The 15,065-nt window shown below is 62.2% G+C and carries 19 protein-coding genes; all 19 read right to left on the bottom strand.

All coding sequences use genetic code 11. The features are described 5' to 3' along the window. Positions 1-133: 133 nt before the first annotated feature. The 19 genes from AC24GY_RS25340 to AC24GY_RS25250 all read right to left on the bottom strand — a co-directional run bounded on the left by AC24GY_RS25340 (position 134) and on the right by AC24GY_RS25250 (position 15,041). Positions 134-937 (bottom strand): hypothetical protein, encoded by an 804-nt coding sequence (locus AC24GY_RS25340; RefSeq protein WP_487688696.1) that lies wholly within the window; start codon positions 935-937, stop codon positions 134-136. A 13-nt stretch (positions 938-950) separates the two neighbouring features. Continuing rightward, positions 951-3,005: a beta strand repeat-containing protein gene (locus AC24GY_RS25335; RefSeq protein WP_487688693.1), complete on the bottom strand. Its 2,055-nt coding sequence runs from the start codon at positions 3,003-3,005 to the stop codon at positions 951-953. 249 nt (positions 3,006-3,254) lie between these two features. Continuing rightward, entirely contained in the window at positions 3,255-3,797 is a 543-nt protein-coding gene (locus tag AC24GY_RS25330) for a peptidoglycan-binding protein (RefSeq protein WP_487688691.1), read from the bottom strand. Between the two features lie 89 nt (positions 3,798-3,886). Then, positions 3,887-4,249, bottom strand: coding sequence for a cupin domain-containing protein (locus AC24GY_RS25325; protein ID WP_487688688.1), 363 nt, complete (start codon positions 4,247-4,249; stop codon positions 3,887-3,889). Next, complete coding sequence (locus tag AC24GY_RS25320; protein WP_487688685.1) at positions 4,246-5,103, bottom strand: hypothetical protein; 858 nt, start codon at positions 5,101-5,103, stop codon at positions 4,246-4,248. The genes AC24GY_RS25325 and AC24GY_RS25320 overlap by 4 nt, the downstream gene beginning before the upstream one ends. A gap of 12 nt (positions 5,104-5,115) precedes the next feature. Continuing rightward, entirely contained in the window at positions 5,116-5,481 is a 366-nt protein-coding gene (locus AC24GY_RS25315) for a hypothetical protein (protein ID WP_487688682.1), read from the bottom strand. Position 5,482: 1 nt separating this feature from the next. Next, positions 5,483-5,758 carry a hypothetical protein gene (locus AC24GY_RS25310; protein ID WP_487688679.1) on the bottom strand — a complete coding sequence of 92 codons (276 nt, stop codon included), beginning with the start codon at positions 5,756-5,758 and terminating at the stop codon, positions 5,483-5,485. Positions 5,759-5,889: 131 nt separating this feature from the next. Beyond that, positions 5,890-6,186, bottom strand: coding sequence for a hypothetical protein (locus tag AC24GY_RS25305; RefSeq protein ID WP_487688676.1), 297 nt, complete (start codon positions 6,184-6,186; stop codon positions 5,890-5,892). Continuing rightward, the gene (locus tag AC24GY_RS25300; protein WP_487688674.1) at positions 6,183-6,905 is read right to left on the bottom strand and encodes a hypothetical protein; all 723 of its coding nucleotides are present in this window, start codon (positions 6,903-6,905) and stop codon (positions 6,183-6,185) included. The genes AC24GY_RS25305 and AC24GY_RS25300 overlap by 4 nt, the downstream gene beginning before the upstream one ends. Continuing rightward, the gene (locus AC24GY_RS25295; RefSeq protein WP_422318526.1) at positions 6,902-7,315 is read right to left on the bottom strand and encodes a hypothetical protein; all 414 of its coding nucleotides are present in this window, start codon (positions 7,313-7,315) and stop codon (positions 6,902-6,904) included. Before AC24GY_RS25295 ends, AC24GY_RS25300 begins: the two co-directional genes overlap by 4 nt. A gap of 33 nt (positions 7,316-7,348) precedes the next feature. Next, on the bottom strand, positions 7,349-8,374 hold the full coding sequence (locus tag AC24GY_RS25290; protein ID WP_422318524.1) for a hypothetical protein: 1,026 nt from the start codon (positions 8,372-8,374) through the stop codon (positions 7,349-7,351). 336 nt (positions 8,375-8,710) lie between these two features. Beyond that, positions 8,711-9,775: a hypothetical protein gene (locus AC24GY_RS25285; protein WP_487688671.1), complete on the bottom strand. Its 1,065-nt coding sequence runs from the start codon at positions 9,773-9,775 to the stop codon at positions 8,711-8,713. Positions 9,776-9,795: 20 nt separating this feature from the next. Then, on the bottom strand, positions 9,796-9,939 hold the full coding sequence (locus tag AC24GY_RS25280; protein WP_422318520.1) for a hypothetical protein: 144 nt from the start codon (positions 9,937-9,939) through the stop codon (positions 9,796-9,798). Positions 9,940-10,066: 127 nt separating this feature from the next. Beyond that, on the bottom strand, positions 10,067-10,273 hold the full coding sequence (locus tag AC24GY_RS25275; protein ID WP_487688669.1) for a hypothetical protein: 207 nt from the start codon (positions 10,271-10,273) through the stop codon (positions 10,067-10,069). A gap of 14 nt (positions 10,274-10,287) precedes the next feature. Then, the gene (locus AC24GY_RS25270) at positions 10,288-11,301 is read right to left on the bottom strand and encodes a hypothetical protein (protein WP_487688666.1); all 1,014 of its coding nucleotides are present in this window, start codon (positions 11,299-11,301) and stop codon (positions 10,288-10,290) included. Positions 11,302-11,308: 7 nt separating this feature from the next. Next, positions 11,309-11,446 carry a hypothetical protein gene (locus AC24GY_RS25265; protein ID WP_422318514.1) on the bottom strand — a complete coding sequence of 46 codons (138 nt, stop codon included), beginning with the start codon at positions 11,444-11,446 and terminating at the stop codon, positions 11,309-11,311. A 4-nt stretch (positions 11,447-11,450) separates the two neighbouring features. Continuing rightward, positions 11,451-11,741 (bottom strand): spike base protein, RCAP_Rcc01079 family, encoded by a 291-nt coding sequence (locus AC24GY_RS25260; protein WP_487688663.1) that lies wholly within the window; start codon positions 11,739-11,741, stop codon positions 11,451-11,453. A 231-nt stretch (positions 11,742-11,972) separates the two neighbouring features. Further along, on the bottom strand, positions 11,973-12,590 hold the full coding sequence (locus AC24GY_RS25255) for a hypothetical protein (RefSeq protein WP_487688660.1): 618 nt from the start codon (positions 12,588-12,590) through the stop codon (positions 11,973-11,975). A 165-nt stretch (positions 12,591-12,755) separates the two neighbouring features. Next, complete coding sequence (locus tag AC24GY_RS25250) at positions 12,756-15,041, bottom strand: portal protein (protein WP_487688657.1); 2,286 nt, start codon at positions 15,039-15,041, stop codon at positions 12,756-12,758. Positions 15,042-15,065: the final 24 nt, after the last annotated feature.

Genomic DNA, 15,065 nt, shown 5'->3' with positions numbered 1-15,065 from the left:
TCGTTCTCGTTCTCCTACTCCTCCTCGATCATTGCGTGCCGCAAGCGCGAGGAGGTGGGAGGATTTCTAGATGCTTCTTGCTGGTAACATATGGTATAGATTGAGGTGGAGCCACACGGCGGGAATGCAGTGCTCACCCCTGGATTTCGCGGTCGTCGATGGGCGGGTAGGCTTCCACGAGCTGGCGGAAGTACATGCCGGTGACGGGGTAGCGGGAGTCTTCGATGACGTGCTTTTCCCAGTCGGTCATGTTGGTGGCGGGATAGAACTGCGCGATGAGGTCTCCGCCGATCTCCACGCCGGTGGTGCCGGCGCCGAAGATGACTTTGCTGCTGCCCTGGATCTGCGGGAAGCTGCAGTCGGGGTGCAGGCAGTCGGGGTAGCTGCCGCTGATGCCATCAAAGGAGTAATTGATGGTGTCGGTGATGGGGGTGAGGTGCTGCGTCTTGGCAAAGGGGCGCTCGGCCAGGAAGCGGCTGATCTTGTGCCAGGTGGGATAGACGGCGCCGCGGCGGAATTTGGAGCGCTCCAGCAGGCTCTTGGTGCTCTGGATGTTGCCGTTGCTGTCCGTGCCGGAGATGGGGATTTTGCCTTCTTCAAACCAGAGCTTGTAGAGCACGGTGGGCCAGGCCATGGGGCGGAGCTCCCACTCCACGTGGTAGGGCTTGTTGCGCTCCTCCAGGGTGCGGGTCTTGCCGAAGATGAAGGTGCGCTTCTGGTAGTCTGCCTTGGTGGCGCTCACCAGGGTGTAGCCCTGCAGGTGTTCGGGGATGGTCTCGGCGTTTTTGATCCACGCGGGGCAGTCGCTCCAGAGCACGATGTTGTTGAGGAAGTCGGGGATCATGTCCCCCACTCCTTCCTTCGCGGTGATGGAGAAGGCGCGCTCGGTGGGATTGGGTGTGTCCACCCAGTCGAAGTTGGTGTTGATGGAGGGCATGGCGGTGGGCGGGTTATTCGCTGCGTGGTTTGGAGCCCCAGCCGAGGACGGAGTCCTTGCGGAATTTGTAGGGCAGCCCGTTCTGAGAGATGAAGATCAGCCAGGTGGCCACCCGGGCGTACTGCCGGGGCTTTTCATGCGCCACCTCGTCTGACACCTGCGGGGTGATGCCCGTCAGCGCCATGCTGGCAGATCCAGTGGTCGGAACAGCACTGACTCCAAGCTTGTCGTAGGCTGAGTAAATGCCGGCAGCGGGGAGGCCATACATGTTGACGAGTCCTGAGAGGGCGGAGGGGGCTGCGCTGGTGGCTTTGAAGGCGGTGCCGTTCAGCACCAGGTCCCCTGCGGTGATCGAGTAGTTGTAAGGTGTCTGCACCGCCGCTTTGACGGTGGTGGAGTAGTTGTGGATGTCACGGTACGGCTCGCTGACTTCCTTGCCGGCGGTTCCCTGGGCGCTGCCGGTGTCGCTGACCATGCCCTCCTCGGCCAGTGTCCCGGTCCAGAGCGGCACAAAGCCGTCGCCGCGCCCGCCTTTGAGATAGATGTAGGTGTCTGTGGGCGCTGCCACCACATACAAAAACAGGCTGTTGGCCGCATTCGTGCCGGCGTCTGTGGTGACCAGCACGCTGGCTGTGCCTGCGCTTTTCGCAGGCGTGGTGCAGGTGATGGTGGTGGCATTGACCACGGTGAACCCCGTGGCCGCCGTGCCGCCGATGGTGACGCCGGTGGCGCCGATGAAGTTTGCGCCGGTGATCGTCACACTGGTGCCGCCTGTGGACGCGCCGATGGGCGGCGAGACGCTGGTGACTGCTGGTGGTGGCTGGTAGGTAAAGAGGGTGTTGGCCGCATTCGTGCCACCGAGGGTGGTGACCAGCACGCTGGCCGCTCCACTGCCCACCGGGGTGGTGCAGGTGATGGTGGTGTCGGTCACAATGACATCGGTGGCCGGCGTGCCGCCGATGGTGACGCTGGTGGCTCCGGTGAAGTGGGTGCCGGTGATCGTCACACTGGCACCGCCCATGGGCAGACCGGTGGGCGGGGAGATGCTGGTGACCGTGGGCGGCGCCACATTGGTATAGAGGGTGTTGGCCGCATTCGTGCCGCTGGGGGTGGTGACGAGGACGCTGGCCGTGCCTGCAATGCCCGGCCCGGTGGTGCAGGTGATGGTGGTATTATCTACCACGACGACATTCGTCGCAGCCACGCCGCCGATGGTAACGCCGGTGGCGCCGTTGAAATCGGTGCCGGTGATCGTCACACTGATACCGCCCAACGTCGAGCCCGTGTCTGGAGAGATGCTGGTGACTGTGGGTGCCAGGGCATAGGTAAAGAGGCTGTTGTCCGCATTGGAGCCGATGGTGGCTGTGACGACCACGCTCGCGCTGCCCAGACTGCCGGAAGGGGTGATGCAGGTGATCTGGGTTTTATCCGTGCTCAGGGTGAAACCGGTGGCCGCGACGCCGCCGATGGTCACGCCACTGGCGCCCGCGAAGCCAAGGCCGGTGATCGTCACCGGAGTGCCGCCACTGGGCAGGCCGCTGGCTGGCAGGATGCTGGTGATCGTGGGCCCATAGGTGTACAGGGTGTTGGCCGCATTCGTGCCGTAGGGGGCCGTGACCAGCACGCTGGCCGGACCTGCGCTGCCCGCCGGGGTGGTACAGGTGATGGTGGTGGCATTCACCACGGTGATGCCGGTGGCCGCCACGCCGCCGATGGTGACGCCCGTGGCTCCGGTGAAGTTGGTCCCGGTGATCGTCACGCTGGTGCTGCCGATGGCCGGGCCTCTGGACGGGGAGACGCTGGTGACCGTGGGCCCATAGGTGAAGAGGCTGTTGTTCGCGTTGCTGCCAGCCGTTGTCGTGACGACCACGCTCGCCGTGCCGGCGCTGCCCGCCGGGGTGGTGCAGGTGATGCTGGTGTCGCTCACCACGACGAGGTCTGTGGCCGCCGCGCCGCCGATGGTGACGCCGGTGGCCCCGGTGAAGCTGGTTCCGGTGATCGTCACGCTGACGCCGCCGCTGAGCGGGCCGCTGGACGGGGAGATGGAGGAGACGGTGGGAGCTGACATGATCGGTAAAGTTAGTGGTATTTAGTGGTATTAGGTGAGATGAAAAAGGTCATGCGGCGTCGTTCATGGGTGCGCCCGGGCGGGCCGCGGCCTGCCCGGCTCCGGGCTCCTGCGGAGGGGGCGGCTCTTTTCCGGCGGCGCGGCGGCCGCCTTCGGTGTCACGGACTCCTTTGAGGAGGGTCCGGGGAGCTGTATTGAATAATGTCATACTATGGTATTGGGTCCGGATTTGAATAGTCAAGCGGATGATTAAAAAATAATTTTCAGCAGCGCCGCGCAGCCGCACTGGCGGCTGACCGCCAGGGGGTCGTACCTGCCGTCGGCGGTGTATTTGCCGCAGCGGTACTGGTCGGTGAAGGACCAGAGGTAGGGGGAGGGGACGCCGCGCCTGCGGTAGCCGGTGCCGTTGTAGTTTTCAAAGGCCACCAGCGCCGCGCTGGGGCTCCAGTCGGAGATTTGATCCAGGCCGTCGCAGATGAGGGCATCGCGCGCGCTCTCCTCCCAGGTGAAGGGCGGCGTGCCTTTCTTGGGCCGGCCTTTCGGCACCTGCACGGTGCGCGCGGAGAGCGGGTCTCCATTGTGCAGGTGCTGGTGAAAGCTCAGCCCGCACTCCAGGGAGTGCAGGATGCCCGGCACCCACCAGGGCATGCCGGGAAACTGCGCCGCCACGGCTGCGTAGCGCTGGCGGTGAAGGCGGATGCGCTCCGCCTCCGCGTGCACCTCGGCGGCGTGTTCGGTCTTGATGCTGCACGCGTGAAACTGCGCGGCGTAGGTGTCGGATAGGGTGCTCATGAGTGGGGAGTGGAAAGTTTGGATGCTGGATGCTGGATGCTGGATGCTGGATGCTGGATGTGCGGTGTGCGGTGTGCGGTGTGTGAGATTCAAAGCGGGGGCGGTGTACGTGATTCGTCCGTGCAGGCAGGATCCATGCGGCTGCGTTGTTTGTTCACGTTGACCAGCGTGGCTCCATCCTCGAGCGCCATGAAGGAGTGAGGCACGCCGGGCGGCAGATCCAGAATGTCTCCTGCCTGCACCAGCTTGATCACGCCGCCGAGCGTGAGCTTGAAGCAGCCTTTGAGGATCAGCGTGTCATGCGCGGTGTCCGCCGTGTGCGTGTGCTCAGGAATGGCGCAGGCCGTTTGGGTGAACTCGTAATGGCCGCCCAAGGTGAGGCGCGTGATGAGCACGCCGTTTTGCTCAAACGGCACCTGGTTGCAGGGGATGATGAGCGCGGGGTCGATCATAGTCCGGCCCCCAGGATGTCGGGCAGGCCCGTGAGTGTGATGCGTGGTGCAAAGGTGCCGCCGCCCTGCTTGAAGCCTGGATCAAGCGGCAGCGTGGCGGGGTCCAGCGTCCATGCGCCGCCCGATTTGATCAGCGCCACGGTGGCCAGCGGCATGTAGGTGCCGCCTGCGATGCGGGTGTGCACGTAGCTGCTTTCCTGGCCGCCGCCTTCCTTGTCTCCCGCAGGGAAGGGCATGTTGCTGGTGACGGTGCCGTAAAAGGTGCCGCCTGTCACCTTGGCACCCTTCAAGTCCACCGTGGAATTGAAGGTGCCGGCGGAGACAAGGCTGTCTGGCAGCTTGAGGTAGCTGTTTTCAACACTTGCGGCTTTGCCTTCAATGACCACTGGTGCATTGAAGATTCCGCCGGTGATCTGATTCTGGGTGGAGGTCCCGCCACCCACCAGCGTGACTGCGGCGGCGAAAGTGCCGGAGCTGATCCGCAGCACCTGGCAGGTGACTGTGCCATTGAAGATGCCGCCCGAGAGCTCGCAACGACTTGAGCCGTACTGCCCACCGCCCCCGCCTGTGACCGTACCATTCCACACGCCGCTGCTGATCTTGCCAACGGGGGAGGTGGGGTAATGGATCCCTGCTTCGATGACAATGTCGCCATTCCACACTGCCGGAGTGTTGGTTGTGACGGGAGCCACGATGTGGACGGTGTCTGTTCCGTCCACCGGCAGGCGGCCCATGAGCGTGCCTGGGTAGTCATAGCCGCAGCAGTAGAAGCCTTTGCTGGAATACCAGTTGCTGGTGGAATTCCAGTCGCCGTCGGTGCTGCTGACGCCATCGCCGAAGTAGATGTCTGCCATAAGAGAAAAAGGTTAGTAGCCTGCGATGTAGCTGGTGACTTCCCACGCGCTGCGGCCCGCATCGTACTCTAGCAGCAGCTTGGTCTTGGTGCCGGAGGCCACGGTGAATGGGCTGGTGAGTGTGGACGTGGTGGGAATGACGATGGCGGGATCCAGCGTGACGGTGCGCGTGCCGCCGCTGGCGACCAGCCACAGGCGTACGCGCACGCCATCGGTCCCGCTGGTGGGCGCGGCCAGCGTCAGGTCTCCGGTGAGGGAGATGCGGTGGAAGCGCTCGCTGGAGGCATTGATGGTGAGTGTGGAGGCAAAGGCCAGCGTGCTGGGTGGCACGGCTCCGCCCGTGGAGTCGAGCTGCCCGGTGAAAGGATTGAAGATCATGTCAGGTGGCGGTGATGGAGGTGATGTTGGTGCCGTCGTTGCCAAAGGTCAGCGTCTTGAGGATGGTGCCGCCACTGCCGCCGGTTTTGTACACGGCCGTGGTGACAAAGGCCCCGGAGTAGGTGAGAGCGCAGTAGTCCGCGCCATAAGGCAGCGCTGGCGCGGAGAGGTGCAGCCCGTTCTTCAGGAACTCCAGCAGCCGCCGCATGAAGTGCCGGGGCTCAATGGGAGCGGGCGCTTCCTCGATCATTTGCTCGATGGTGGGGGTCAGTTTCATGGGCGTGTTTTCTTGGTTCGTGTGAGGGTGTCAGAAGAGTTCACTGGAGCCGGGCGGCGGTGGTTTGTGGCTCAGCAGCAGGTGCATGCCCCACAGGAGCAGACCCACGGCGGCGATGCCGAGCAGCACATTCATGGCGTCACCGCCGCAGCGGGACTTTTGGCTGAAGCCTGCGGGGAAAGCGCCTGCTGCAGCGCAGGGATGTTTCGCAGCTCCTGCGCGGTCATGGCCGCCACAGCGGCGCTGGTGCTGCCACCGGAGATGAGCAGCGCGCCGCCACCGGCCAGGAGATCCTTCTCCACATCTCCGATGATCTGCGCCTGCACGGCCGGCGTGGTGATTTTCAGGATGGCCGGATTCGTGCAGGAGCCGAGGCTCAGGACGGCCGCGATGACGGTGGTGACAAGGAGGGGTGCGTGGGTTTTCATGGGATTAGTTCTTGGTTCTTGGTTTCGTCATTCATGCCCCGCTCTCCAGGCCTCCACTCTTCACCGTGAAGAATGGTGGTATATGGTATTCGGTGGTCTGCGAGATCGTTCTTGCTGATGGCCTGCATCAGCGCCTCAAACTGCGCGCCGCGCTGCAGCCAGGTGGAGTGTCCGCAGGAGTCGTCGCTGTGGTCCTGCACCACCTCCGGAAAGAGCGCGGCAAACTCCCGCCCGCGCAGGCCCAGCGAGCCGTAGCCCAGGCCCAGCCAGCCGATCAGCGGACGCGTGGCGGCGGCAAAGCGCAGCGCCCCATCCTGCCGGCTGCCGTAGATGTGAATGCGGCGGATCAGCCCCTCGCGGATGGCCTCGGCAAAGTCCTCCTCATCCGCCGCCGGAGCGATGAGGTGCGCCGCATCAATCTCCGCCCCGCAGGCCTCCAGCACGCGGGCGATGAGGTCGCACCCGTTGCTGTGCCCCACCAGCACCAGGCGGTAGCCCGCACGCCGGTAGTAGCCCACCTTCTTGGAAATCTCATCCGCCCGCTCCCTCTGGCGCAGCCGCCGCAGCAGCGCACTGCACGCATACTCAAACTTCTCCGCCACCACCCCGTCCGGCAGCCGCGTGTTGATCCACGTCACAAACCGGTCCGTCCACCCCTCCGCGTCACCGGGGTTGTTGCGAATGCCGTTGATGGCGATGTAGCAGGTGCGCGTGTTCATGGTTTGTGGTGTGTTATGGTATTGCTGGCCTGCATGGCGGCGTCCCGCAGGGCGTCAAAGCTCAGCGTCTCCAGCTTCTCCACCCGCTTCGTCTGCAGGTCGATGAGCTCCGCGATCTGCTGCGCCTGGTTGTTCAGCGCATCGCTGAAGCGGTTCACCGTCTCGATGCCCTTGCCCCACACCGCGCGCAGAATCAGCACGATGAACCCCGCCAGCGCGATGATGAACCCGATGAGCACCACATGCAGCGGCTGGATCGCCAGCTCCTGCGGGTCAATGCTCGCCAGCCGCACATACCACCCCGCCACCGTGGCCGCCACAATGCCCAGCGCGCTCACCGCCGCACCGAGGATGCAGGTGGCCAGCGAGAGGGGTACATCAAAGTGGGAGGGGTCGAGCGGGAGTTTCATGGGGTTTCAATGTGACATTGTTGGATGCTCTCATCATGCCGAGAAGACCCCTTCTGAAATACAAGCCACGAGGGTCATTGAGCTCGTTGCTGAGCTGGATGCAAATTCACACCAATGAGCCTGCATTCCGCCGTTATAGCCTGGCGAACCGTCAGCGCCGTTTCCTCCGCCGGAAGGCCCCGAGCCACCACCGCCTCCTGCCCCCATTTGCCCCGCAGTTTGGACAATGGAGGTGGCAAGAACATGAGTGCGGCTGAGATAAACACTCCCACTGCTGCCTCCATTTCCGCCGACTCCACCCTGACCGGCAGAATTATTCGTGCTCCCAGCATCTCCACCAGTGCCTCCAATTCCACCATTCCCACCCGTCAAGGAGACGTTTCCAATTAGCGAACAGTCATAAAGCGAAACATCCCCAGCGCCCCCGCCACTTCCAGCATTGCCTCCTGCATAACCATCACCACTGCCTGGATCGGTAGTTCCAGTCGAGCCAGTTCCTCCAGTGCCACCGACAAGGGTTATGGCTGTAACACTCACACCATAAAGAGCAAAACTTGGCGAAGTAACTCCATCAGTCCCATCCATCCCAACACTTGTACCAATCATTCCTGGATCTCCTGTAAAAGTGATTTGATCAATGGAAACCATGTCCCTTCCATTGCCACGGAGATTGGCATATCCGACACCTTGAATGCATGAAATTGTTCCGATCTTCGAGGTGTCTGAATTGACTCCAAAGAAAGCCAAAGAGTCCGAAGAGCCTAGAAGCAAATCGCCCACCGTTCCAATTATGGAGAAGTTTTTCGCTCCAGCATTGTAAGCGGCTTGGATTGTTGCAAAAGGCCTGGCCGGGTCTCCAACTGCGCCGCTCGTGTCATTCCCGCTGGCCTCATATACAAACGCCATTTCTGGATATTTGATGCCTGTCGTGGACTCAATGAGTGCCGCCCCCGCTGCAGTCACCGTAAATTTCCGGTCCGAACCGCCCTGCGTGCCATAAATCAGCCCTCCCGTGGCAGGAGTTGCGGCGGTCAAGGAAGCGAGTGTTTGGTCAGCCATGAGGTGGTAGAGTGTGGTGTTCAGCGGGAAAGAATCAGGAAACTGGCGCCTTCCGCAGGAAGCGGCACCTCCTCCGCGCCGCCAGGTGTTGCGTCGCGCTGGTGAAACCGTGTGCCGCCTGAGCGCCTCTCCCTGCATGAAGGCGGGCGATGGCCCGGCCATGCTGGACAGCGCGGTATGGAAGCGGAGCAGATGGTAGAGGTTCATGCATGCTGGCGGAAGTAAGCGGGCTGAGGAATGCGGGTGGTGGCGGGGGCATGCCAGAAGCTCCCGGCGGAAGCAGGCGAGGGCATTCGTTTCTGGACGCTGCAGTGCCGGAGATCATGAGGTGGGAAATCAATGAATGACCCAGTTGGTGCCGTCGCTGATGACCAGCACCTTGCTGCTGCCACCACCTGCGGCTGTGGTGTAGGCGGTGGTGCTGGTCGCATCCGTGGCGAAGGCCATGCTGCCCGCACCGCAGGTGGAGGCCGAAGGCAGGCTGCTGACCGTGTAGCTCGGCAGCTTCACCGGCTGTGCATGGTCGGTGGTGTTTGCCCCGATGGTGGCCTTGACGACGCCGCCTCGGATGAACTGTAATTCACGCGCCGTTCCACCGCCGCTGCCCACCTCGGTGCCCAGACGTACTGTATTGGCTGTCGTCTGCCAGTCGATCACGAAAGCCTCCCAGTTGGTTGTGCTCGTGTAAGTGTTGGTAATGCGCAGCACCTGGGCAGAAGTGCCGTTCCGCAAATCCATCTGATTGGCCGCACCGGTGTCCCACAAATTGAAATAGTCAATCTCACCTGACCAACCAGTGGCTCGGTAATGGAGACCGTAGTTGTAGCTTATGCAATTGCCCCACAGGCCAAGTGCTCCCCAGTTCGAGCAGATTCTCGCCTGGTAGCCAGAGACTCCAGGCATCCCAAGGAAGAGTCCTTCGTCGGTGATGTAAGTGTAGTCTGTGCCTGCCAGCTTGAGCGTCAAAAGGCGGCCTGACACGACATCAATGGATTGCTCCTGGCCAAAGGTGTTCGCCTCAGACAACAGCGGCAGCTTGGCTCCACTGGTGCCGATGATGTCATGCGTCAGCAGGCCACCGCTGTCATTCACAGCGTTGCCAATCGCTGTGTTCACTCCGGCTCCCGGGGTGAGATTCTGAACCACGCTGCCGTCGCTCGTCAGAAGATCCCCCGCACTCGCGCCGCTGGTGGCGGTGCTGCCCGGGGTGATGCTGTTTTGTGTGGCCAGCGCCCCCAATCCCAGAGCTGTCTGCTGCTCCGCCGTCGTGCTGGACTCCAGCACCGCCGCCCCCGCCGCCGTCAGCGTGAATTTCCGATCAGCGCCACCTTGAGTGCCATAAATCAGCCCTCCCGTGGCAGGGGAGGCAGCGGTCAGTGAAGCGAGTGTTTTGTCAGCCATAAAGTAATAGGGTGTGGTATTCAGTGGGAAAGCAGCAGAAAACTGGAGCCGTCCGCCAGCAGCAGGCCGCCGGAGCCGTCCGCCAGCAGCAGCACATCCTCCGCGCCGCCCGGCGTGGAGTCGCGTGTTTGTGAAAGAGGCAGGGCCAGTCCGAGTGCGATCATAAAATCAATGAGCTGCGATGTTGGTGTTCGTGGCGGTGTTGTTGGTGGCGTTCGAGCGTGCAGGAGCGATGGGCCTCTCCGGAGGTGTCGCGTTCAAGGTCTGCTGGAGGTGAACGTGTTGCCTGGCTCAGGCCAGTTCATGGAGCTTTGCGGTGTAGAAGGCATGCAACTTCATGGACTTCGCCAGTTGCTCGCCGAGTTCGGTCGCCTTCTCGACCATGCCGATGGTCTTCATCGCCTCGCCGGAGAGCGTGAGCGAATAGCTCTCGGCCTCGATGGCCTTGATCGCGTTTTCAATGATGCTGCGCTGGGTGTTGGTGTCGGGTTTGTTCATGAAAGGGTCAGTCATTATGAAATGTTGGTGATGATGCCATTTACAATGGTCAAGGTGTTTGCCCCGGTGGCCGAACCAGACGCTCCTGGAGTTCCACCGACCGAATACCCCTGAGCGTCGAGGGGGGCATAGCCGGATCCATCGGCTAGAAGAACCTGCAAAACGCCACTCTCAGTAGCAAGTGCAGGGTATGAGGAGGTGGTGCCACCAAACTGGAGTATGGAGCTTTGAATCAATGTTCTGCCTCCGCTGGCACCAAGGCTCAAATCCCGTAGCGTGCCCGTGCCCGCAGCCTCTGGCTTGATTTGATAGGGGCCGGAAGCTGTTGTCAGAGCAAGGCGTTCATAATTGGAATCATCCTGGTACCAGCCTGATAAGTGGAGAGTGAACGGCTTTTGCACATAGCTGTAATCACTGCCCGACAACCTCATGCAACCGCCCCCTTCAACTGGAATGATGCTCGCCCCCCCGTTGTATGACGTCCAAGTAAGGGCATGTAGACCGCCTATGATTATTCCCGCTCCTAGGAATCCAAATGACGTTCCATAGTTGATTAATTCAAACTGGAGAGAGCCGCTGCTAAACACCTGCCACCCCCCAGTCGGGCCGATGATTGTTCCCGCTGCATTGACCGCGAACTTACTTGCCCCGGAAACTTGCAAATCGATTAAATTGCCGCCAAAGCCACTTGACGCATTGAGGCCAAACAGAGTGCCATTTGTCTTCCAGTTGTTGCTCGTCGTCCCCTGCGGCTCCACCAAAAACAGCGGCTTCGTCGTCGTCGAGGTCCCGCCCGTGAAAATGGAGCCCGTCAGCGAGAGGGCAGGGGAGGAGGCCGCTCCGCTCGCGGTGAAGATGTTCGAGGCTCCGAGCAGGGTGCCGTTCACTGTCGTCGTCAGTTCTCCCACGGTGATCCTGCTCCCCTTGCTGCCGGAGGAGGCGGAGATGTCTACCACGGGTAAAAGATCGCCAGTCGCTATCGTGGAGTGGTCCAGAGGGGCGGCGCTTGAGATGGGAAGGTCAGCCATAATATTTTTATTCGACGGGGGTGTTCATATTCGTCTCCCACTGCATGCCCAGGCCGGCCTCCCACTCCCAGACGTCCGTGGCGCCACCCGGCGTGATGTCACGCGGCGGCTGAAAGAGTGGCAGTGCGAGTCCGAGTCCGATCATAATATCACAGCGCAACAATGTTCGTTGCCGTGGTGTTCGTGGCGTTCACGCGGGAGGTCGCGATGGGCAGCACGGCGCCTGCCGGCACGCCCGCAAATTTCACGGCCGCTCCGTTTTCGTTGATGGCCACCACATCGCCCGTGCCGCCCACATAGAGCGCGCGCGCCGGGCCCCCTTTGATGGGGGAGGTGTCAGACGGCGTGACCGCGCGAAAGGACGAGTTTGGCACCATCTCCTGGAGGGCTCCGGGGATGGACATGGGATCAAGCGGTGTGCGGCGTCGTGAGGCAGGCATGGTGTGCGATGGGTGTTAGGATTGAAAAAATGTGGAGTGCGGAATGCGGAATAATGAGGGGCTTTATCTAGTGATCGTCCTCGTCCTCCTACTCGAACTCGTCCTCGATCATTGCGTGTCGCAATCCCGACGGGAGTTGGGCTGGGAAGTCGTGGAGCATCGGAGTGCTGGATTATCGAAGTAGTAGAGTGGTGCGTGTTAAATGATGAGTGCCGGGCGGCGCATGGCAGCTCACATCGCCGTCGTGCGGCTCACCTCGTTGAAGGAGGTGCCGTCAAAGATGAAGGTGATGACGAACTTCTTCGCGCTCGTCGTCCCCGTGGCCAGCGTGCCCGTCGTCTTGAAGTTCGTGGAAAACGTCAGCGTGCGGCTCGTCGTCCCGCTGGTGGTGATCACCAAAGAGTAAGTCCTCCCCGACACCGCCCCCGTCGTCACCGCGTTGATCGTCTCGTCCTCCCCTGGCGTCAGCGTGTAACAAGAGACGCTGGATGCCGGCGCAAAGCTCACCGTGCTACCCGCCGTCAGCGCCGCCGTGCCGTTCAGCGCCACCGTGCCGCTGCCATCCGGAAAGGTCACCGTGCGGCTCGCGCTCGGGTTCGTGATCGCCAGGGTCGTCGCCTTGCTGTCAAACGTGCTGCCCTGAAACTCCAGCGCACCATGGTAGGCATTGACCACCACGCGGTTGTCCCTGCCCACCAGCGCATGGCTCGTGAGCGACAGCGGCGGCGCGATCGGTGCGGTCTCCGTGCCGAAAATCTTCCGCAGCATCACATCCACGCTGTCCACCGCCAGGGCGGTCGTGGCAATGGCGGCGGCGATGACAAACAATAGCATAGTGTGCTTCTTCATGGTAGTAGTGTGTTTTGTGTTTTTCGTCCTTGGTTCTTTGTTATCTGAAAATCGTCCTCGTTCTCCTGCTCGTCCTCGATCACTGCGCGCCGCAGGCTTTATCCGCCAGAAGCAGTCCTAGAGTCTTGAAAACTGAATGTCTCATAGTCTGATAGTCTGGCTGTCTCATTGTCCCTGCACGTTCATCGGCGCACCCGCTCTCTGCGGCATCGGCGCACCACCCGGCATGCCCGCCCCCGGCGGCATCATCCCCGGCGCACCCGCCATACCAGCCCCTGGCATCGGCGGCGCACCCGGCGTGGCACCTTGATCCGGTGCCGCACCCGGCGCCTGCTGCTGCTGCGCGGCCGCTTGTTCCTGCTGCTGTTGCAGCGCGATCAGGCCCTTCAGCTTCTCCGCCTCCTCGGGCGGCAGCAGCGGCAGGCAGCTCTCCAGCGTCACCACCGGCTTGCGCACCATCTCCTCCGCGTTGGAGAATTCCAGCGCCTTCAACGCCTGCACCACGCCCACGCGTGCCCCCGCCTTGTCCGTCTCCGGCATGCCCGAGTAGCCCTGCAGCTGCTGCATCATCACCTGCGCGCCCTGCAGCTTGTTCTGGTTCTGCTCCTGTGTCAGCAGCATCTCCACATCAATGTCCAGGTCACGCACATGCTCCGGGGTGATGGTCACCAGCTCCTTGTTGTGCCCCTCGCCCCACACAAAGGCCTCCGCGCGGTCAAAGTTCGCGTAGTGCAGCTTCACCGCATAGCTGAAGCCCCGGCCCTTCGATCTCCGCAGCCTCCGGATCGGCTTCTTCAGCAGCACCGCCGCACGACTGATCAAAGACTTGATCCCCGTCGCCGTGTTCGATTCCGGCACGCTCGAAAGATCCCCCTGGCTCGCACTCGTGATCCCGCTCCTCAACTGCGCCAGCTGCATCCCCGTTTGAAACAGCTCCAGACTGCGATTGTCCGCATCCGGCAAAATCGCAAACTCAATGCAATCCCCCAGCCGCTTCCCAGCCTTTGGCTTGAGTGTCTTCCCCGGGCCGATCACCATCTCGCCACCGTCCTCATCCGTTTGCAGATTCTCCTCATGCACCGCCGTCAGCGGATTCGCATGCATCTCATTGCGGAAGTTCACCTGATTCCACAGATTGTCCGTCGCCGTCTGCAGGTACGCATACTTCGCGAAAAACCCCCGACCATAAAGCCGGTGCGGCACAGGCTCCCACACATCACACTTGATCGGCAGCTCAGCCTTCGGCGAAATGTTCGCCAGGTAATCCGCCCAGATGATCCAGTCCTCATGGTAAGGCGGGAAGACCATGCACATCCGCGCCTCCTTGCCCGTGCCCGTCACATCCGCACGGATGTACGCCTCGATCAGTCTCACGCGAGTGTTCAGCAGCTGCTCCGCCTCCACCTCGCCCAGCGGCTCATCCGCCGGCGCGCACGTCACCGTCGCATCCGCCGTCCGCTCACGCTGCGCCTCCTCATCACTGCAGATCCGCGTCTCCGCGCAGCGCGCCAGCCGCACCGCATCCTCCTTCGAAAGGTGAAAGCGCCGCATCGCCTCAAACGTGCTCATCTCCACGCTCACATACACATTCGTATGCCGCAGATCCAGCTCCGGCGCATCCTCACGGAAGCTGATGTCATTGAAGTGGATCGGCACCGCCTCCACCCCCTGGCGGATGATCGTCTGGCGCGTCTCATACACCTCCTTCCACTCCAGCTTCCCCTTCAGTCGGCGGCCCATTTTCTTCACCTGCGCATCACTCGTCACATACTCGCCCAGCGCATCCACCACCGGCTGCCCGTCCGCATGCAGGCACGGCGTCGCCGCCTCATGCTCATCCACATCCGTCGCATACAGCGTCTTGATAAAGCACTCCCCCAGCGTCACCGCCTGGTCGATCCCCAGACACTGCGCATCCACAAATCTCCCATCGCGAAACGTCCACTGCAGGTGGTGCTGGATGTCATCCGCCAGCTTCGTATCCGCCTGGCCCACCGGGTTCGCCGCGAACCACGGCTCCCCGCCATAGATGTCCTGCTCCGCCTGCGCCGCCGCGAACTCCGCCAGCGAAGCCACGATGTTCACCGAATCATTCGCCATCTCGAAAATGCTCAGCGCATCCTCCACCTCCGCCTTCTCACGTCGTGCACGCGCCCGGTGGTCAAAAATATCCTGCGCCTCCTGGCTCCACTTCAGGCGGTTCGCCCGCCATTGCACCAGCCCCGCATCATAGCCCGCCTTCTGCGTCCGCGCCCACTGCACCAGCCGCACCGCACGCGTGCCCCCATCCGCCGCCAGCGCATCCTCCAGCGGCGTCTTCTTCCGTTTGCGCACCAGCGCCGCCTTCGCGCGCAGCGCCGCCAGGATGTCAGCAGCAGAACCCCGCGCAGGCGAGGAACCAGAAGCCGCAGAAGAGCCCGCGGCAGAGGGAGGAGAGGGGAGCAGAGGCATGCGAAGAAAAAGGAAAAATCGAGG

It is taken from the genome of Prosthecobacter sp. Pr1, assembly GCF_057652315.1.
Note: the sequence above shows the minus strand (reverse complement) of the source record. Positions and strands in the feature narration are given on the sequence as shown.